This is a genomic window from Bradyrhizobium sp. CCBAU 51745 (assembly GCF_028128715.1).
In the GTDB taxonomy this organism is placed as follows: Bacteria; Pseudomonadota; Alphaproteobacteria; order Rhizobiales; family Xanthobacteraceae; genus Bradyrhizobium; species Bradyrhizobium manausense.
The window spans coordinates 1-18,095 of sequence record NZ_LBJP01000086.1 but is presented as its reverse complement, the minus strand read 5'-3'; the positions used below and the strand labels follow the sequence as shown (position 1 = coordinate 18,095).

15 protein-coding genes and 2 pseudogenes are annotated in these 18,095 nt (G+C 61.7%); 6 read left to right on the top strand and 11 right to left on the bottom strand.

Annotation, left to right across the window (positions count from 1 at the left end; genetic code table 11):
- Positions 1 to 132: 132 nt before the first annotated feature.
- A complete protein-coding gene (gene ftsH / locus XH98_RS26785; protein WP_271620416.1) occupies positions 133 to 1,932 on the top strand; it encodes an ATP-dependent zinc metalloprotease FtsH in 1,800 nt (599 codons plus the stop codon).
- 77 nt (positions 1,933 to 2,009) lie between these two features.
- Here the strand turns inward: ftsH and XH98_RS26780 are convergent, their stop codons facing one another.
- The 7 genes from XH98_RS26780 to XH98_RS26750 all read right to left on the bottom strand — a co-directional run bounded on the left by XH98_RS26780 (position 2,010) and on the right by XH98_RS26750 (position 9,513).
- Complete coding sequence (locus XH98_RS26780) at positions 2,010 to 2,348, bottom strand: hypothetical protein (RefSeq protein ID WP_271601979.1); 339 nt, start codon at positions 2,346 to 2,348, stop codon at positions 2,010 to 2,012.
- A 608-nt stretch (positions 2,349 to 2,956) separates the two neighbouring features.
- Positions 2,957 to 3,769 carry an ethanolamine ammonia-lyase subunit EutC gene (gene eutC / locus XH98_RS26775; RefSeq protein WP_271620415.1) on the bottom strand — a complete coding sequence of 271 codons (813 nt, stop codon included), beginning with the start codon at positions 3,767 to 3,769 and terminating at the stop codon, positions 2,957 to 2,959.
- Positions 3,769 to 5,166: an ethanolamine ammonia-lyase subunit EutB gene (locus XH98_RS26770; protein WP_271620414.1), complete on the bottom strand. Its 1,398-nt coding sequence runs from the start codon at positions 5,164 to 5,166 to the stop codon at positions 3,769 to 3,771. Before XH98_RS26770 ends, eutC begins: the two co-directional genes overlap by 1 nt.
- Positions 5,167 to 5,177: 11 nt before the next feature.
- Positions 5,178 to 6,002, bottom strand: coding sequence for an ABC transporter permease (locus tag XH98_RS26765; protein ID WP_271601976.1), 825 nt, complete (start codon positions 6,000 to 6,002; stop codon positions 5,178 to 5,180).
- Positions 6,003 to 6,008: 6 nt separating this feature from the next.
- Positions 6,009 to 7,229 (bottom strand): ABC transporter permease, encoded by a 1,221-nt coding sequence (locus tag XH98_RS26760; RefSeq protein WP_271601975.1) that lies wholly within the window; start codon positions 7,227 to 7,229, stop codon positions 6,009 to 6,011.
- 65 nt (positions 7,230 to 7,294) lie between these two features.
- Complete coding sequence (locus tag XH98_RS26755; protein WP_271601974.1) at positions 7,295 to 8,356, bottom strand: ABC transporter substrate-binding protein; 1,062 nt, start codon at positions 8,354 to 8,356, stop codon at positions 7,295 to 7,297.
- On the bottom strand, positions 8,353 to 9,513 hold the full coding sequence (locus XH98_RS26750) for an ABC transporter ATP-binding protein (protein WP_442868637.1): 1,161 nt from the start codon (positions 9,511 to 9,513) through the stop codon (positions 8,353 to 8,355). Before XH98_RS26750 ends, XH98_RS26755 begins: the two co-directional genes overlap by 4 nt.
- Before the next feature lie 303 nt (positions 9,514 to 9,816).
- On the opposite strand from XH98_RS26750, the pseudogene XH98_RS26745 reads away from it, so the two are divergent.
- The 3 genes and pseudogenes from XH98_RS26745 to XH98_RS26735 form a co-directional block, all read left to right on the top strand.
- A pseudogene (locus tag XH98_RS26745) lies at positions 9,817 to 10,035 on the top strand (GntR family transcriptional regulator); the annotation flags it as partial.
- 69 nt (positions 10,036 to 10,104) lie between these two features.
- A complete protein-coding gene (locus XH98_RS26740; protein ID WP_271620529.1) occupies positions 10,105 to 11,202 on the top strand; it encodes an aminotransferase-like domain-containing protein in 1,098 nt (365 codons plus the stop codon).
- 6 nt (positions 11,203 to 11,208) lie between these two features.
- Positions 11,209 to 12,456 carry an NAD(P)/FAD-dependent oxidoreductase gene (locus XH98_RS26735; RefSeq protein ID WP_271601972.1) on the top strand — a complete coding sequence of 416 codons (1,248 nt, stop codon included), beginning with the start codon at positions 11,209 to 11,211 and terminating at the stop codon, positions 12,454 to 12,456.
- A gap of 100 nt (positions 12,457 to 12,556) precedes the next feature.
- Here XH98_RS26735 and XH98_RS26730 read toward each other — a convergent pair whose 3' ends face one another.
- Positions 12,557 to 13,462 carry an AraC family transcriptional regulator gene (locus XH98_RS26730; RefSeq protein WP_271601971.1) on the bottom strand — a complete coding sequence of 302 codons (906 nt, stop codon included), beginning with the start codon at positions 13,460 to 13,462 and terminating at the stop codon, positions 12,557 to 12,559.
- Positions 13,463 to 13,492: 30 nt separating this feature from the next.
- Here XH98_RS26730 and XH98_RS26725 point away from each other — a divergent pair, with 30 nt between their 5' ends.
- A complete protein-coding gene (locus XH98_RS26725) occupies positions 13,493 to 13,786 on the top strand; it encodes a hypothetical protein (RefSeq protein ID WP_271620412.1) in 294 nt (97 codons plus the stop codon).
- Between the two features lie 115 nt (positions 13,787 to 13,901).
- Here the strand turns inward: XH98_RS26725 and XH98_RS26720 are convergent, their stop codons facing one another.
- The 3 genes and pseudogenes from XH98_RS26720 to XH98_RS41235 all read right to left on the bottom strand — a co-directional run.
- Positions 13,902 to 15,383, bottom strand: coding sequence for an NCS1 family nucleobase:cation symporter-1 (locus tag XH98_RS26720; protein ID WP_271620411.1), 1,482 nt, complete (start codon positions 15,381 to 15,383; stop codon positions 13,902 to 13,904).
- A gap of 389 nt (positions 15,384 to 15,772) precedes the next feature.
- On the bottom strand, positions 15,773 to 16,276 hold the full coding sequence (locus tag XH98_RS26715) for a TetR family transcriptional regulator C-terminal domain-containing protein (protein ID WP_271620410.1): 504 nt from the start codon (positions 16,274 to 16,276) through the stop codon (positions 15,773 to 15,775).
- Positions 16,277 to 16,285: 9 nt separating this feature from the next.
- Positions 16,286 to 16,516, bottom strand: a pseudogene (locus XH98_RS41235) (helix-turn-helix domain-containing protein); the annotation flags it as partial.
- 505 nt (positions 16,517 to 17,021) lie between these two features.
- Between XH98_RS41235 and XH98_RS26710 the strand changes: the two are divergent.
- Positions 17,022 to 17,582: a hypothetical protein gene (locus tag XH98_RS26710; protein WP_271601968.1), complete on the top strand. Its 561-nt coding sequence runs from the start codon at positions 17,022 to 17,024 to the stop codon at positions 17,580 to 17,582.
- Positions 17,583 to 18,095: the final 513 nt, after the last annotated feature.

Here is an 18,095-nt window from a genome sequence, read left to right as displayed (position 1 = left end):
AGCGGTGTTGGCCATCGAGTTGACCTGAATCAATCCGACGCGGCCATCTCCCGTTACCAATTGAGTGCGAGCTGATGTTGATGGGAGGAGCAGGTGGAGGCAGGTCAAGGGTCGCGAAAGCAGACCATCGTGATGGCCATCATCTTCGCAGGCAGTATGTTGCTCGTCGCCCTGCAATTCCTTGTCGCAACCTATAATTCAATCGAGACCATTCCTTACAGCCAGTTTGAGCAGCTGCTCGCCCAGGAAAAGATCGCAGAGGTCTCCGTGGGACCCGATAGCATCCAGGGAAAGCTGAAGGAACAACTCCCGAGCGGAAAGTCTGCGTTCGTCACCGCGCGGGTTGATATGGTCCTGGCCGACAAGCTCGCGCAGAAGGGCGTGAGCGTCACTGGCATTCCCGGGAGCGGCGCATTGCAAAGCCTGCTGTCCTGGATCTTCCCGATCGTGGTCTTTTTCCTGATCTGGTACTGGATCGGGCGCGGCATGACCGGCCGGCAGGGATTTGGCGGACTCATGGCGATTGGTAAGTCGCGTGCCAAAGTCTATGTGGAGAAGGACATCAAGGTGACTTTCGCCGACGTCGCCGGGGTCGATGACGCGAAATTCGAGCTGCAGGAGGTGGTGTCGTTTCTAAAGGATCCCGGCAGCTACGGCCGACTGGGTGCGCATGTGCCGAAGGGCATCCTATTGGTGGGACCGCCCGGTACCGGCAAGACGTTGCTGGCCCGCGCTGTCGCCGGCGAGGCTGGCGTTCCGTTCTTCTCGATTTCGGGCTCCGAGTTCGTCGAAATGTTCGTCGGCGTCGGCGCCGCGCGCGTGCGTGACCTGTTCGAGCAAGCCCGCAAGGCAGCCCCATGCATCATCTTCGTCGACGAGCTCGACGCACTTGGACGTAGCCGTGGACCGCTGTCGTTGTCGAGTCATGATGAGAAGGAGCAGACCCTCAACCAGCTCCTGTCCGAGCTTGACGGCTTCGATCCGAGCGTCGGCGTGATCCTGTTGGCGGCGACCAATCGCCCTGAAATCCTGGATCCCGCGCTGTTGCGGGCAGGACGGTTCGACCGGCAGGTCCTCGTCGACCGGCCAGACAAGACGGGGCGCATTGCCATTCTCAGAGTGCACGTCCGCAAGATCCGGATGGGTGAGCTAGTTGATCTGGAGAAGGTAGCTGGCCTCACAACCGGCTTCACGGGGGCTGATCTTGCCAATCTCGTCAACGAGGCCGCGATAGCCGCGACCCGGCGGGGCGCTGGCGAGGTCTCTTTCGCCGATTTCGTCGCCGCGATCGAGCGGATCGTTGCCGGAGTGGAAAAGAAGAGCAGGGTGCTCGGCAAGGAGGAGCGGCGTAGGGTTGCATATCACGAGATGGGCCATGCTCTCGTGGCTGCGAGCCTGCCGGGGGTCGATCCGGTGCAGAAAGTATCGATCATCCCGCGTGGAATCGGGGCGCTGGGCTACACCATTCAGCGTCCCACCGAAGACAGGTTCCTGCTGACCATCGAAGAGCTGAAGAACCGGGTCGCGGTGCTGATGGGTGGACGCGCGTCGGAGCGCCTGATCTTCGATGGTGCGATTTCGACCGGGGCCGCCGACGATCTTCAACGTGCGACCGAGGTGGCCATTGAGATGGTGACCAAATACGGCATGGACGAGACGGTCGGGCAGCGCACCTATGCCCCCAAGCCCCAGGCATTTCTCGCGGCCCAGGATACGGTCGTGACTGCTGCCGAAGCCACCGGCCGCGAGATTGATCTTGCCGTGCGCAATCTGATTGAGGAGGGTGATCGCCGTGCCCGCGATATCCTGCAGCGACGCCGTGCCGACCTTGACGCCGGTGTTGAACTGTTGATTGCAAACGAAACCGTGACCGCGGAGCAGTTTACGCCACTACTCGGCAACAGAGAAACGAACGAGTCCGTCGCTGCCTGATCGCAACCGAGCCGACCATCACCTCCTCAAGAGTTCGCGGCTTGGTGTCGCGTTACCTGCGCGACCTCCGTCAGCTCTCAAGCGGGACCCGATGCGATTCTGTGACGAAGGCGGTGGCAGAAATCATCCAGTACCGTATGAACATTCTCAAGGTGGATCAGGTATCTCTCTGCGTTTTCCCGCGCGGATGTGCCGAGGGCGAGAGAATCGCGGCGGGCGGCTGCTTGTGCGACCTGTTGACGGCTCGCTGAAACCTTGGTTTCCGCGAACTCCAGATGCTCGCCGTCCGCGCCGAGCTTGTCGAGCTCAGCAATAAGCAGTGCGATCGTGGTGCTTCGGCGCTGCGTCGACAGGCTCATGTCCTTCAAAATCTCTACGTAGTGATCGATGTTTGCCCGGGCGACGTACCTGTGCATGGTCTGCTCCCCCGCGCTGCGCGCAACTGTTACATGTTACCACTAACGGTGGGTCGGCGAAACGGATCGAGCATCGAAGGGAGTGAGCGGCGGTATCAGGATGGGGTTTTGGCTTCTGCCGCCTAGGTGATCTTCCTGAGTTGATCTTCGGGCAGGGGAGAGACAGGTCTGTGTCACGGAGCTTCCATGTCCAACATCCTGTTTCGCTGCCCCAACACGGGCATGAACGTTCAACATCCTATCTGCGAGCCTGCCTCAGGGGCGCGTGCCGAGGCGGTCTTGGTCGTGCATTGCCCGGCTTGTGCGCGGATTCATTTGATAAATGTGGCGACAGGTGAATTGTCGCGCGATGTCCGGAGCAGATGATCCTCGAGATCTCCTTTGATCCCGACCAAGCCAAGCCAGGGAGAGGTGCTTAGTATTTTCTGGTTCATCAGAAGATTTGGTCGAGGGTTCGAGCCGCTCTCCGCTTCCATTGGCCATGATGACCTCTGATGGATAGAGCCAGCCGTCTTTTTCCTACGTCGAGGTTCCGAATAGCTTGCGCACCGCCGGGAGCCACTCGCCAGTGATCTTGAACTTAAGCCCGCGCGGAAAGCGGGAGTCGCTCATCGGTTTACGTGGTTTGCGCGAGGCCCGACCAGAAGCATTGCGTCCGCTTCCCGCAAATCGTTCAATTGTACACCCGTCACGGCATGCTTGAATGCCAGTTCGATCAAGCCGACGATCTGGGATGCCGCGTCTTCCGGCAGCAGTCCGGCGGGGCGAATATTGGATATGCAGTTTCGGTTCGAATCCATCGTGCCGATTCGTGGCTGCCACGTCATGTAGGCACCGAGCGAGTCCGCGGCCGACAGACCCGGACGTTCGCCGATCAGGACGACGACCAACCTCGCGCCAAGGGTTTCACCAATCTCGTCGCCGATTGCGACGCGTCCCTGCTCGACCAGAATGATGGGACCGACAGTGAGGCCCTTGGCCAACAACAGCCGTTGCAGATGATCGAGCAATGGCCGCAGGTTGATCTCGATGGCCGAAGCGGAGAGGCCATCGGCGGCGACGATCGCGACGTCGTTGCCACGCCGCTGGCCTTCGATGGCAAGACGCCCCTCGGGCGAAAGGCGGCGTCCCAGATCCGGGCGGCGCAGATACTCGGCCCGATCGACCGCAGCACTCCGGACGGCAATGACGTCCCAGTTCCGCTCGCGAAGCGATCGCCCGAGCGCCTCGAAATCAAGTGCCGTGTGAACCGCGTCACGCGCGCGCGCATGGTCGAGCATGAAGTTGAGGCTCGTCATCGTCGGTTGACCGGAACCGCATCGTCCGAGCGCGATGCGTGCCGGCGTGAAGCGCCGCAGGCCTGCAAGTTTATCCAGCACCGCAAGCTGATCGCCGTCACGGGGAGGGTCGTCGCGCATCATCAGGCTCTCATCGTCTCGATCAACGCAATGGCCGGACCGATCGCTCCGGATGCTGGCTGCTCGAGCAGGCGACCGTCCGCGTCGGCGAGGCCGACCCGGCTCAGCCAACTCTCGAACTCCGGCGCGCATCGGCGGCCGAGGGTCTGGCGCGCGTAAAGGATGTCGTGAAACGCCAGGCTCTGATAGTTCAGCATGACGTCATCGGCTCCGGGGACCGCGATGACGAAGCTGACACCCGCGGCACTTAGCAATGTCAGCAGCGTGTCCATGTCGTCCTGATCGGCCTCGGCGTGATTGGTGTAGCAGACGTCACATCCCATCGGCACGCCGAGCAGCTTGCCGCAGAAATGGTCCTCCAGCCCGGCCCGCGTGATTTCCTTGCCATTGTAGAGATATTCGGGACCGATGAAGCCGACCACCGTATTGACGAGCAGCGGGCTGAAGCGCCGCGCGACGGCATAGGCTCGCGCCTCCATCGTCTGCTGGTCAATGCCGAAATGCGCATCTGCGGATAAGGCACTGCCTTGCCCAGTCTCGAAATACATCACGTTGCGGCCGACCGTGCCGCGCGCCAGCGAAAGCGCGGCATCGTGGGCCTCCGCTAGGACGGACAGGCTGATCCCGAATCCTAGATTGGCTTTTTCCGAGCCGGCTATGGATTGGAAGACGAGATCGACCGGAGCGCCGAGATTGATGGCCTGGATCGCGGTGGTAACATGACCCAGGCAGCAGGTCTGCGTCGGAACGTCGAGGCGTTGGCGGACATCGTCGAGCAGGGTGACGACGCGCACATAGTCATGAAATGTATCTGTTGCGGGATTGACGCCGATGACCGCGTCGCCGACTCCGAACAGGAGTCCGTCGAGCAGGCTGGCGGCAATTCCGCGTGAATCGTCGGTCGGATGGTTCGGTTGCAACCGCGTGGAGAGTCGGCCGGCCAATCCGATCGTGCTGCGGAACGCGGTCACGACGTTGCATTTGGCGGCAACCGCAATCAGGTCTTGCGCACGCATGATCTTGGAGACTGCGGCAACCATTTCCGGGGTCAGGCCAGGGGCCAGCGCCGTCAGCTGGCTTGTCGTGGTGCGTGTGTCGAGCAGCCATTCGCGGAACCCGCCTACAGTGAGATGGGACACCGGCGCGAATGCCGGGAGGTCATGGCGGTCGAGGATCAGACGAGAGACCTCGTCTTCGTCGTACGGTACGAGATCGACATCAAGGAACGTCTTGAGCGGAAGATCGGCAAGCGCCGTCTGGGCGGCGACGCGCTCGATCGCGCTTTGCGCCGCGATGCCCGCCAGGGCATCACCGGAGCGGGCCGGCGATGCCTTAGCGAGCAGCGTCTTGAGGTCATCAAAGGTCCAGCGTGTGCCGTTGATCGTCGTATGGAAGGACATGCAACAAGGCCTCACTCGGCCGGCAGGCCGGCTTGTCTGGACCGGCGGGCCAGCAGATTGGCAACGATCAGCAACAGGATCGACAGTGCCATCATCAATGTCGCAGCGGCTGTGATCGCAGGGCTCAATTGCTCGCGCAGGCCTGTGAACATTTCGAGCGGCAAGGTGCGCTGCTGGGCGTTGGCAAGAAACTGGACGACGACCACCTCGTCGAACGATGTCACAAAGGCGAAGGCCGCGCCGGACAACACGCCGGGCAGGATCAGCGGCAGCATGACCCGGAAGAATCCGGTCAGGGGCCTTGCTCCGAGGATCGATGTCGCCCGCATCAAATTGCGATCGAACCCCGAGAGGCTCGCCCCGACGGTCACGACGACAAAGGGGCTCGCCAGCACGGTGTGGGCGAGGATGATGCCGGCATAGGTATTGGCGAGTCCGAGCCGGGCATAGAACAGGTAAGTCCCGACGGCGGTCACGACGACGGGCACGATGAGCGGCGAGATCAGGAGCGGCACGACAAACCGACGCGCCGGAAATTTCGGGTCCGACAAGCCGATCGCAGTCAGCGTTCCCAGAAAGGTGGCAAGCACGGTCGCACCCGCCCCAATCAGCAGACTGTTGCCGATGGCAGCACGCCAACGCGGCGTGCCGAGCACGACCTCGTACCAGCGTGTCGAAACGCCTGCGAGCGGAAAAGTAAAGAACGATCCGCTGTTGAACGAGAGCGGCACGGGCACGAAGATCGGCACGACGAGGAAGATCAGCACCAGCACGCACCAGATCCAGAGCGCGGCGACGCGGATCCGTTCAGAGGTGGTCGGGTAGGGCGACAGCATGGCGCTTCATCCCATCTTGAAGAGGTCGAGACCGAGATAGCGTGTCATCGTCACGTACAGGCCGAGCGTGGATGCGAGCAGCACGAAGCTGAGCGCCGCCGCCATTTCCCAGTTCAGCTCGACATTGACGTAGTTGGCGATGAAGTTGCTGATCAGCTGGTCGCTGGCGCCGCCGACCAGGACTGGCGTGATGTAATAGCCAAGGCACAGGATGAAGGTGAGCAGGCAGCCGGCCAGGACACCGGGCATGACCTGCGGCAGGTAGATCCTGCGGAACACGGTGAAGGGCCGCGCGCCAAGCGATTGAGCTGCCCTGAGCTGCGAGGTCTGCACCGCGCGCATCACGCTATAGATCGGAAGCAGCGTGAAGGGCAGCTGGATGTGCGTCATCGCGATGATGAGACCGGTCCGGCTGTACATCAGCTCCAGGCGATCCGATGTCACGCCAAGCCAGAGCAGCAGATCGTTGAGCAGGCCGTATTTCTGCAGGATCACGGTCCATGCGGCCGTGCGCACCAGGATTGACGTCCAGAACGGCAGCAACACCAACACGAGCACGATGCCGGCGATCACCGGCCGCACGTTGGTCATGACATAAGCAAGCGGAAAGGCGAGTGCGAGGGTCGCCAGCGTCACCAGCGTCGCGATCAGGAAGGTCCGTCCGAACACCCGGGTGAACACGGCCTGTTCGGCCGGGACAGCGCCGATCGTTCCCTGGTCGGTCCAGCGCAGATCGAACGCGCTGAGCAGAAAGAACGAGGTGAAACGGTTGGTTCCCGCGCGTATCGCTGTCCAGCCCTGGTCTTCGCCGAGCAGCGGCGCGGCCTTGATCATCGCCTCCTTGGTGGCCGCCGGATCCTGGCCGGCAAGCCGCGCGAGCCGCAGCACCTGGCTGCGCGCGCCGGGCAGGCGGGTGTTGAGCGTCTTGGCGAATTCATAGATCGCGCCCGCCGCCTGGGCGGTCTTCAGGTCGTCCGCGAGGGCGCGGAACACCGGCTCGGCCGGGACACGCGCGCTGTCCGTGCGCAACGCCGCGATGGTGTGCGGCAGCGCGTTGGCGATGGTCGGCTCATAGACCGCGCGCGACAGCAGCAGCACGATCGGCGCGCCGAAGCTGAAGGCGAGCAGAAGCAGCAGCGGCGCGGCCAATGCCAGTGGCCGCAGGCTGTCGCTGCGGTCGGTGGCGCCGGCGCGCGGTTTGACGCCTGATATTGCGATCGACGACATGAACGTCACCTCGTGTGGTCGCTGGCGATCGGGCAGGTTGCCCGATCGCGATCTCGCCGCGCTATCTACTGGGCAAGCCAGGCGTTGAAACGCTTCACCAGGTCCTCGCCATGGTCGCCCCAGAACTCGACATCGCCGACCAGATAGGTCTTCATGTGGTCCGGCGCCGTCGGCAGCTTCGCCAGCACATCCTTGGGCACGAAAGGCGTCGCATCCGCCATCACGGGACCGTAGGGGATGTATGCGCCGAGCTGCGCGCTCACCTCGGGCCCGGCCGCATAAGCCAGATATTTGTAGGCGAGGTCGAGGTTCTTGGCGCCTTTCGGAATCGCAATCATGTCGTACTCGACGATCTGGTTATCCCAGACAATCGCGAACGGCCGCTTGTCCTTGTCGATCGCGTTTTGAATGCGTCCGTTCCAGGCGGTCGTCATCACCACCTCCTTGGACGCGAGCAGTTGCGGCGGCTGCGCTCCGGCCTCCCACCAGACGATGTCCTTCTTGATCGTATCGAGCTTCTTGAAGGCGCGGTCGACGCCGGCGGGCGTCGCCAGGACCTTGTAGATCTCGGCGATCGGCACGCCGTCGGCCATCAACGCCCATTCGAGATTCTGTGCCGGCGCCTTGCGCATGGCGCGTTTGCCCGGAAACTTCTTGGTGTCGAAAATGTCGAGCACCGATGTCGGCGCCTCTTTCAACACGGTGGTGTCGTAAGCAAGGACGTCACCATAGACGTCGATGCCGACACCGCAGTCGAGCGCGGTGCCGGGGAGGAACCGCGCGCGATCGGCGACCTTGGCATAGTCGAGGCGGATCAGCACGCCGGCGTCGCAGCCTTGCAGGACCGTCGAAGTCTCGACGGTCACGAGATCGATCGGCACATTGCCGGTCTCGACCATGGCTTTGATCTTGCCGAGCTCGCCGGTGTATTCCTGCTCGTTGAACGTGATGCCGGTCTTCTTGGCGAATGGCTCAAACCAGGCCTTGCGCAGCGCCGCCTGCCACTCACCGCCGGTTGCCATGACGGTGAGCTCTTCGGCGCTGGCGGGCCGGATCTGCGAGGTCATTCCTGCGCTTGCCAGGACAGGTAATAAGGCAACCAAGGTCGTCCGGTAGATCAACTTCATGTCACGCTCCCTGTGTTCGGAGTGTTGCCGTCTGGAGCTGCGCCCGCCGGAAAGGCCCGGCAGTCGATCGTGCGCCAGCTCAGATCGATGGTTTCGCCCGTCGCCATCGCAGCGTCGGGGCTGACCTTGACGGTCAGCACTTGTCCGCCCGGCAGGCGCGCGAGCAGGCGTTGATGGTCGCCGTGATAGATTCGGCCCTCGACAATGGCCTTGAAGCGGTTGTCCGCCGGCTCGCCGCTGCCTGCGATCCGCTCGGGCCGGATCGCCAGCTGGACCGCGGCTCCGGGACTGATGCCGCCGATCGCCATGGCGGATGTCGTCAGTCCCGTCGGCAGCGCGACCAGGCATTGATCGCCGTCGACGCGTTCGACGACGCCATCCAGCGCATTGTTCTCGCCAATGAAGCCGGCGACGAAGGCGGTCGCAGGCTCGTTGTAGAGCGCATCGGGCGTACCCATCTGGGCGATGTTGCCGCTCTCGAAGATCGCGACCCGATCCGACATCGTCAGCGCCTCGCTCTGGTCGTGCGTGACGTAGACGATGGTGACGCCGAGCATTTCGTGAATCTGCTTCAGCTCGATCTGCATGTGCTCGCGCAGCTTCTTGTCGAGCGCGCCGAGCGGCTCGTCCATCAGGACGAGGGTCGGCTGGAACACAAGCGCGCGCGCCAGCGCGACGCGCTGCTGCTGTCCGCCGGAGAGCTGCGTCGGCTTGCGGTCCTTGAAGCGCTCCAGCTTGACCATCTCGAGCGCGCGGATGACGCGCGGCCCGATCTCGGCCTTCGGCGCCTTGCGCACCGAGAGCGGGAAGGCGACGTTGTCGGCCACGCTCATATGCGGAAATAGCGCGTAGTTCTGGAACACCATGCCGATGTTGCGCTCATAGGGCGGCAGGCGGTCGACCGATTTGCCGTCGAGCGTGATCACGCCCTGGCTCGGGCGTTCGAAGCCCGCCAGCATGTTCAGGGTCGTGGTCTTGCCGGAGCCCGACGGCCCGAGGAAGGTGAGAAACTCGCCGCGGCCGATGCTCAGATTGAGCCGGCGGACGGCGTGAAAATTTCCATAGGTTTTTTCGACGTTGATGAATTCGACAAACTTGGCGTCGGCCCGGACCGCCGACCCGGTTCTTCCGCCGGCCACGGCTGCCGGCCGGTCCATTGCGGAGGGGGTGCTCTCGGTCAACGCTTCGCGAAGCGACGTGCTTTGTCCTGATAAAACCATCGCTCGACCTCCAGGGCGCCCCGCCGCAGTTATGTGGTCAGACAATACGATATTGAGTGACCGTATAATGCGGAAATTCCACCGTCAAGCGGATCATATGATGCAATTTATGGCAGACATCGTGCCATATAATAGACTTGCAAAGCCTGTTGGTATGCATACAAGTCAGATTGTCTGGGTCTTTTCTCCATGATAAGAAGGCTTTGCTGATGACAGGAACGTCCGGGACGCCAAGCCGCAATGCTCGAAAATCTGGAATTGCCGAACAACGATCGACCAATTTATCAGCGTTTGGCGGATGCCATCGGTGAGAGAATTGCACGCGGAGAGCTGGCAGAAGGCGATCGTTTGCCACCGCACCGGGAAATTGCGCGCCTGCTCGGCATCAATGTCACGACCGTCACGCGTGCCTTCTCTGCGTTGCAGCAGCGAGGACTTGTGGAGGCGCGCCCTGGCCGCGGGACCCTTGTCGCGGGTAGGGAGACGGAGGAGGGCGGCTTCAAATCGGCTCCCAGCGATGAGGCCGGCTTGATCGATCTGTCCGTCAACAGGCCGGCCACGTCGGCCTATCGCGAAGCGCTCGCGCTGCTGCTCCCGCACATCGCAAAAGATCGCAGGTTCAGCGCCTTGCAGGACTACCATCCTCCTGAGGGTCCTGAATGGGCGCGCGCCACGGTCGCCGATTGGCTCGATGGCGTCGCGGGCGACGGTGATGCAGGCCGCGTCGTGCTGACCGATGGCGCTCAGCATGGCCTTGCCTGCGTGTTGCGTGCCCTGACGCAGCCCGACGATGTCGTGCTTGCCGATTTCATCACGTATCAAGGCATCAGCGCGCTGTGCCGGTCACAAGGCGTCGACCTGCGTGGGGTGTCGATCGACCGCGAGGGCATGCGGCCCGACGCATTCGAGGCGGCTTGCGCGACCCTGCGTCCGCGCGCGGTTTTCCTGGTGCCCACCCTGCATAATCCGACCACGGTCACTTTGAGCGAGGAGCGTCGCCGCGCGCTTGCCGCGATCGCGCGCCGCCATAACGTGCTGATCATCGAGGACGACGTCTACCGTCCATTGCTCGATCGCGCCGTCCCGTCCTTCGCAGCGCTGGAGCCCGAACTCACCGTCCATATCAGCGGCCTGTCGAAATGCATTGCGCCGGGCCTGCGTTATGGATTCGTCGTCGCGCCGCGTGCGGTACTGGGCAACGTTGCAGCGGCGCTCCGGATCGATTGCTGGAGCATCAGCCCGCTCACGGCGCTGATCGCCACCATCCTTTTGGAGGAGGGGACCGCGAAGCGCATCATCGACGTTCAGCGCGAGGAGCTGCGTCGGCGGCAGGCCATTTTGCGTGATGCGCTTGCGGCCTTCGATGTCCAGTCGCAGGAGACGTCGCCGCACGCCTGGCTGCATTTGCCCGAACCCTGGCGCGGCGCAGCGTTCGCCCGTGCCTGCCGTCAGCGGGGCGTCGGCGTGCTCCCGGCAGATGCGTTCGCCGTCGGACGCGAGACCCTCGCCCATGCGGTGCGGATCAATGTCGGTGCAGCACCGTCTTCAGGTGAATTGCGCCAGGCGCTTGCGATCATGGCCGACCTGCTCAATGCCGGTCATTTCGAAATCTCGGGAGCGGTCTGAGGCATTGTGGCCGAATTGATCAAAACGGACGTCGCGATCGTCGGGGCCGGGGTCATCGGGCTAGCGATCGCGTTTCGGCTGGCGGACGGCGGCCGTGACGTCGTCGTCATCGATCCCAACGAGCCCGGTTCGGGCGCCTCCTACGGCAATGCCGGAACATTTGCGCCCTACGCTTGCGCGCCGGTCGGCAACCCCGATGTTCTCAGCAACTTGCCGAGCCTGCTTGTTGGCGCAGACAGCCCTCTCTCGGTGAGGCTGGCCGCCTTGCCCGCACTCGTGCCGTGGCTGTCGCGCTTCCTTTGGCAATCGATGCCTGCCCGCGCGCGCCGCAACGGACACGCGCTTGCGGGCCTGCTGAAGGACGCAATTCCGGCATGGCGCGAGCTTGCCGAGCAGGCGCAGCTTGCGGATCTGCTTCGTTATGAAGGCTGCCTCTATCTCTATCGCGGGAAAATGCCACACGACGACGGCGATTGGGCAGCCCGCCTCCGCAACGAGCTCGGCGTGCGACAACAGCGATTGAGCGCGGACGAGGTCGCGCGGCTCGAGCCGGCATTGCCGCGCGCAGCCGGCGGCATCTTCTTTCCCGATGCGGCTCACACCGTTGATCCGGCCGCACTGACCGGCCGGCTGGCATCCGGGGCGGCGGCGAAAGGCGCCTTGTTCGAACGCGCGCGTGTCGACCGGCTGCAACCGCAGGAGGGAGGCCGCATCCATCTCGTGTGTGGCGACCGCACGATCGAAGCACATAGTGTTGTCCTTGCCGCCGGTGCGTGGTCCCGCGATCTCGCCGCACAAGCCGGAGACGACATCCCGCTCGACACCGAGCGCGGTTATCACATCGAATTCGCGATGGATGCCTGCCCGATCAAGCGGCCGGTCAGTCCGGTCGATCTCGGCTTCTATCTCACGCCGATGGCGGGCCGCTTGCGGGTTGCGGGAACGGTCGAGCTCGGCGGCCTGGAAGCACCGATCAATCCGAACCGGATCGCGCTGCTGGAGCGCGGCGTCCGCGGGATTTTCCCGGACCTTGGACCGGTTCAGTCGCGATGGCTCGGCTTTCGTCCTTCGCTTCCGGACTCGCTGCCCGTCATCGGACCCAGCCGGCGCCTTCCCAACCTGATCCACGCCTTTGGACATGGACATCTCGGCTTGACCCTGGCCGGTGCCACGAGCCGTGTCGTCGCAGGCCTCATCGACAGGCGAAACGACGTTCCGAGCCTCGAAGCCTTCCGGAGCGGTCGGTTTGGTTGAGTGGTCGGTCGAGGAGCACTTTCGTTCGATGGAATGATGAGAAAGTCAGACCGGTCGAGTGTCGGCATGCGAGCCTGTTTCGAGCATCTAGCGGCGCGCTTTAAGTCTTCCGGATCAGTCGCCAGCGGCCTGGTGTGGCGCCAACCGCCGCTGAGAAGGATCTGGTGAAGTGACTCTGGTCGGCGAAGCCGCATTTGATTGCAATTTCCGTCAGCGACAACGTCGAGTCCAGCAGCAAGGCCTTGCTTTGCTCGATGCGTTGATTCATCAGCCACCGGTGCGGTGGTGCCCCCATGCTAATCCTGAAAGCGCGCGCAAAGTGGGCAGCTGACAAGCCACATTCGCACGCGATCCGTGCCAGTGACATTTTGCCGTCCAGATTCGCGCGGATGAGTGCCTTCGCGGTCCGAAGCTGCCATGGCGCCAATCCGCTGCGGCAAGGGCGGTTGCCAGGTCGACTGATCGTGTATTTGCGGAGGAAATGAGTATTAAGAGCCATCGAAACATAGCCGATGAACAGCTCGTTTGCCTCTTGAGGTCTCTCCAAGGCCGGCAGCAGGCAGCGGCCCAAATGTGCCAGGACAGGGTCGAGGAGGTTCGCGCCGGCTACGACGTCATATTGAAAGCGACCAAGGTCAAGCTCGGTCGCAAGTTCACTTAGCGCGTTGTGGCGCAGATAGAGGTACAGGAAGTCGAATGGGTCATGGAAGTGAATGATCGTTTCGCATCGCAGATCGTAGACGGTTGTTTCGTCCTTCAAGGCGCCCTTGCGCATATGTCGGCCGTCCACCCATATCTCGCCTCTCTGATGCTGTAGCCGAACGCAAAGCCCAAAAGCCTCGTCGGCCGGGGATGGCAATGTCGGATCACCGACCGCCCCGCAATATGTTATCCGGACGGCGGCGAACGCTCCCTTCTGTAGCGATTTGACTGTTCCGGTGTTCGGCTGCCGGAGCATGGGAAATAGTCTTGCGAAGCGATCTCCGTAGCGGCCAGCATTGATCATTGTCGGCTCCCGGAGCGCCGCCGGAACCGTTTGGCGCAGGCTGCGACCAGCCCTGCCGCCGCATGTCGTCGCAGGCTCGATTCGTTCAACCTTGGTTCAAGGTGTTCAAGCGCAACCTCGCGGATCCGCAGGATCGACTTCGGACGACAGCGCTCGGCGGGCGAGCGGAAGCCGGGCGCTCCGCCGGCCGTTCCTGACGAGGACAATCTCAAGCGGATAATGCGTTTGGTGATTTTGCTGCTGGAGGTCGCGACCATATTGGAAGAAGCGGTCAACGATCTGCATCCACTGAAAACCGCAGAACGGGCGGATAATCGGCAGTAGCTGCTGAGGTGATCACGAGCTCGTCTCAATCTTGCATGCGCGTTCGGTCGAACGCGCATGCTGAAGTTTCTTCCCGGACGCCGCCGGCATGGCGGTGGGTCCGCGAAGACGGCCGTCATTCACCTGCCCCGACGACGATGGGGACCGAGTCCTGCTCTTTCGATAGCGCTCGGTAGATCGTTCCTCCGACACAAGCTCCGATGAGCCATCCCCAGTCTCCGACGTTGAGGATCAGTCCATAGGCACCCAACAGGGACAATCCAATCGACAGGACCCCGGATAGTGCCAGCGCGATCAACGCCCTGGAGTTCCAGCCGCCGTCGTAGTGGAATGCTCCGCTCGGCGACATCGTATAGAGGTCATCCACTCTCACGATCTGCTTTCTCACGAGGTAGTAGTCGGCGACCATGATGCCGAACATCGGTCCGAGCGTTGAGCCGAAGATGCTCACGAACAGCGTGATGGCCGATGGGCTCGCCACGAACAGCCAGGGACATACAAGCACTGACAGAATAGACGTTATGAGGCCGCCCATCTTGAAATTGATGCGCTCCGGATTGAGGTTGGAGATGTCATAGGCGGGGGAAACGAAGTTCGCCACGATGTTGATGCCCATGGTCGCAACGATGAACGTGATCGAGCCCACAATGACGACGATGGGGTTGCCGATTTTCTCGACGATCAGGACTGGATCCATGATCGCTTCCCCGAACACGTTCAGAGTGCCGGCCGTCACGATCACCGTGATGATCGAAAACACCAGGAAGTTGACGGGCAAGCCGAGCAGGTTTCCTGCCTTCATGGCGTCCTCGCTCTTGGCGAACCGGGCGAAGTCACCGAAATTGAGCAGGAGGGCCGAGAAGTACGCGACAATCAGCATTGCGGCATTGGCCATCACCCCAATCGTTGCCGCGTTCGATGCCGCGGGTGGGCTGAGCTGAAGCGACAGGCTCGAAAAGCCGGTCTGCCACAGCATCCAGACCGCGAGGGCCAGCATGACAACGTAGACCACCGGTCCGCAGAAATCGATGAAGCGGCGGATGCGCTCCATGCCGCTCAGGAAAATGATGAGCTGGAACAGCCACATGAACAGAAAGCTGAACCAGGCGAGGGTGGACAGGCCGATAATGCTGTTGTGCGTAAGATCGACTGCTGAAGGTGCCAAAGTGATGATGAGGACCTGGACCGCCTTCGAGGCGAAGTAGGTCTGTACGCCGTACCAGACGATGCCGACGACGCCTCGCACGATGGCGGCGAGATTGGCGCCCATTACCCCGAACGACACGCGCGCCATGACCGGGAAGGGGATGCCGTATCGTTGAGAGGGGCGGCCAATGAGGTTCATTAGGAAGTAGACCGCCGTGATGCCGACCGTCATGGAGATAAGAACCTGCCATCCGGTCAAGCCGAGAAAAAACAGGCTTGCGGCGAAGGTATAGCCGCCAACCGAGTGGACATCCGACATCCACATCGCGAACAGGCTGAATACTCCCCATGTTCGTCCCTCGGGCGCGGTCGGAGCAAGGTCGTGATTATAGAGCTTGGGATGAGCACCGATAATGACCAGCGCGGGAACGTCGCCGCTGTTGGATGTCATATCCTCTCTCCAATGTTTGTTTGACGAAGGCCCGCACCATGCGAGGCGATCGGATCGAAGCAAGCGACATGCCATCTCTGTAACGATCGATAAAATAATTTTACGTTCGATAAAATAGTTTTACAATAAGGTTTTCATGGCCGCCTCTAGTCATTGACGCGAGCTGAGCTAACAACTAAAGGTAGAGTGATCGGTCGGCCGCGAGCGCCGAAGTGACGTTTGTCGAGGGAAAGTCTTGAAGGAGCCGGGATGCGCGCGGCCGAGCAAGGGCCTAAAGCATGGTTCCGAAAGGTGCGAAGCAATCTTCCTTCGCGATAAACGCGGCATACGCTTGCGTGGATGTCGTGCGCAGACGACAACCGAAAGCGCGATGACGATTCATCCAGATGTCATCGTGCCTTAGGTGCCCGGCTTTGCCGTGGCCCGCTCGGCGGGAGCCGGTTCGTCGACTTGTCGCTCTCCTCGAGCCCGAGGCCGCCAAGAACGAGCTGGACGATGGTCGCTTTTGCGGAATCGAAGTCCGCATCCTCCAGCTGCCGCTTGCCTTTCATGATGATCATTTGGCTCGAGAAATCGGCATAAGCCTGAGTCATTGCCCAGATGCAGAAAAAGAGATCCACTGCGCTGATCGCGCGGATGGACCCGCTCGCCGCCCATTGCTCCAACGTCGCGACCTTGTCGAGCAGCAATGGGGTTGAGACCTTCTCGATGAAGCTGCCGATGAATTGTGCGCCGCTGATGATTTCGTTTGCATAGATGCGCGACAGATGAGGGTGATCTCGCGAGAAATCGATTTTTTTGTGGATGTAGCCGATAAGAATGGTCTGGATGTCGGACGTCATGTCCAGATTGTCCATATCCCGCGCCCACATGTTCATCGCACGTTCGAGCACCGCGCGGTAGAGATCCTCCTTGTCCTCGAAATAGTAGTAGATGTGGGGTTTTGCGATCGATGCCTTTTTGGCAATCAGAGCAGTCGTCGCCCCCCGGAAGCCGAAATGCCCAAATACGAACTCCGCCGCATCAAGGATCTTTTCTTCGACGTCAGGGCCCGGCGCGGCCGCCTTGCGGCCGCCTTTTGGCGCGCGGCGGATACGAAAAAGCTTGAGCTTGTCGGCAGACGTAGCAGCCATATGGCCTCATTGGGAGCGTTGCCTCCGCGAGGAGGGCTGAACGGAAATGTTTGGATCGCGATAGGCGATTCATGCGCAAGGTGCTCTTCCTATCCAGTATTTTCAAGCGGTTAGGCCGGGCAATGATAGGATTAAATAGCTTTCGAAGAGAGGGGCAGTGACAGCTCGGCTGCCGGCGCAGCCCACATGTGGCGGTGTCTCCGTGCTGACTTTGAAAGCGCGGGCAAAATGCGCTGCCGATAGACCCCATTCCCTGGCGATGCGTGCGAGAGAAAACTCACCATCGAGATTGGTGCATATCATGTTTTTTGCGGTCCGAACTTGCCAAGCCGTCATTCCGCTGCGGCGCTGGCGATCGGCTGGCAAGATGCTGGCAGACTAATTTTAGCGGGATCAGCTTTCGAGGCGTGCATTGATCAATCGTGGCTCAAGACGTTCAAGCGCGCTGCCCTTCTGTAATCTAGAGTTGTATTGCCGCGATCGCAGGGCGCCTCTGGAGCAAATGATGTACTTCACACTCATCAGGTCGAAGGCCGCATCGGCATCGATGCAGGCCAACCTGTCATTGCTGGAAGCACTTGTTAGAACCGCTCGGTCGCGATTCTCGACGCTGGTGGCCCGACTTTCCGAACTGCATAATCGATCTGTGGCCATCGCGCTTTGGGAGAGCCTCGGTAAATCCGGCAAGCACAATGGCCATGGGGACAGTCTCGCTAGTGTCGCGCGGGATGCGATTGCCGTGATCAAAGTGATGGATCGCATGGCTGACGAGCTCTTGCTTGAATCAAAGCAGTCGTTGTCGTCAGTGGGACACCTCTCCGGCAATGTCCGCGAGATCGCCTTTGGGGGATGGCGCCTGCTCGGTGGGCAGTCGATGAACGATCTCCGCGCGGTTGCCGTTGAAGAGAAACTCCGGCGCATGCCACGCCTGGTGATCTCACTGTTGGAGGTGGCCACGATCCTGGAGGGGACTGTCGCAGATCTTGCGCCAACGGTGGACGGCAAGACGATCGAGGAAAAGGATCGCGTCTCGAGCGATACCCGTCTCCTCCGACCATCTTTCTGATCGCGAGGCGCGCAGGGCTGGAGGACACCAGCCGGTCGTGAAGAGATCTTTGTCTCTGCCGAGTGGCATATCTCGCACGTATTTGAACCACAACCGAGCCAGCTGATTAGTGACCGGCGCGAGCGCCTGGCGGACCTCGCCCCGCGCGTTGACCTGCCGCCCATGCCACTGGGGTGTCGCCAAGATACTGACGCTGCGATCGCCGTCATCGCGCCGAATGGGTCGCTGCCTGCCAAAAGAGAGCCCGGAGCTCGTGAGAGCTCCGGGCAGTGGAGGGAAGGAGCGCGACGCGCGGTGCCTGCGTGCGGTGTGCTACGTCTCAGCACGCTGGCGGCGTTCGAAACCGTTTCATGATGGCTCAAGCCGAGATCGCCTTCGCCGAGTCGACCAGATTGCGCAGCAGGAATTTCTGGATCTTGCCGGTCGACGTCTTCGGGATCGGTCCGAACACGACGGCCTTCGGCGTCTTGAAGCCGCTCATATGCGTGCGGCAGAAGGCGATGATCTCGGCCT

Bases quoted from the DNA above. Each gene is read 5' to 3' on its own strand.
- ftsH (WP_271620416.1), top strand. From the start codon at position 133: ATGGCCATCATCTTCGCAGGCAGTATGTTGCTCGTCGCCCTGCAATTC.
- XH98_RS26780 (WP_271601979.1), bottom strand. From the start codon at position 2,348: ATGCACAGGTACGTCGCCCGGGCAAACATCGATCACTACGTAGAGATT.
- eutC (WP_271620415.1), bottom strand. From the start codon at position 3,769: ATGATGCGCGACGACCCTCCCCGTGACGGCGATCAGCTTGCGGTGCTG.
- XH98_RS26770 (WP_271620414.1), bottom strand. From the start codon at position 5,166: ATGTCCTTCCATACGACGATCAACGGCACACGCTGGACCTTTGATGAC.
- XH98_RS26765 (WP_271601976.1), bottom strand. From the start codon at position 6,002: ATGCTGTCGCCCTACCCGACCACCTCTGAACGGATCCGCGTCGCCGCG.
- XH98_RS26760 (WP_271601975.1), bottom strand. From the start codon at position 7,229: ATGTCGTCGATCGCAATATCAGGCGTCAAACCGCGCGCCGGCGCCACC.
- XH98_RS26755 (WP_271601974.1), bottom strand. From the start codon at position 8,356: ATGAAGTTGATCTACCGGACGACCTTGGTTGCCTTATTACCTGTCCTG.
- XH98_RS26750 (WP_442868637.1), bottom strand. From the start codon at position 9,513: ATGGACCGGCCGGCAGCCGTGGCCGGCGGAAGAACCGGGTCGGCGGTC.
- XH98_RS26730 (WP_271601971.1), bottom strand. From the start codon at position 13,462: ATGATCAATGCTGGCCGCTACGGAGATCGCTTCGCAAGACTATTTCCC.
- XH98_RS26720 (WP_271620411.1), bottom strand. From the start codon at position 15,383: ATGACATCCAACAGCGGCGACGTTCCCGCGCTGGTCATTATCGGTGCT.
- XH98_RS26710 (WP_271601968.1), top strand. From the start codon at position 17,022: ATGTACTTCACACTCATCAGGTCGAAGGCCGCATCGGCATCGATGCAG.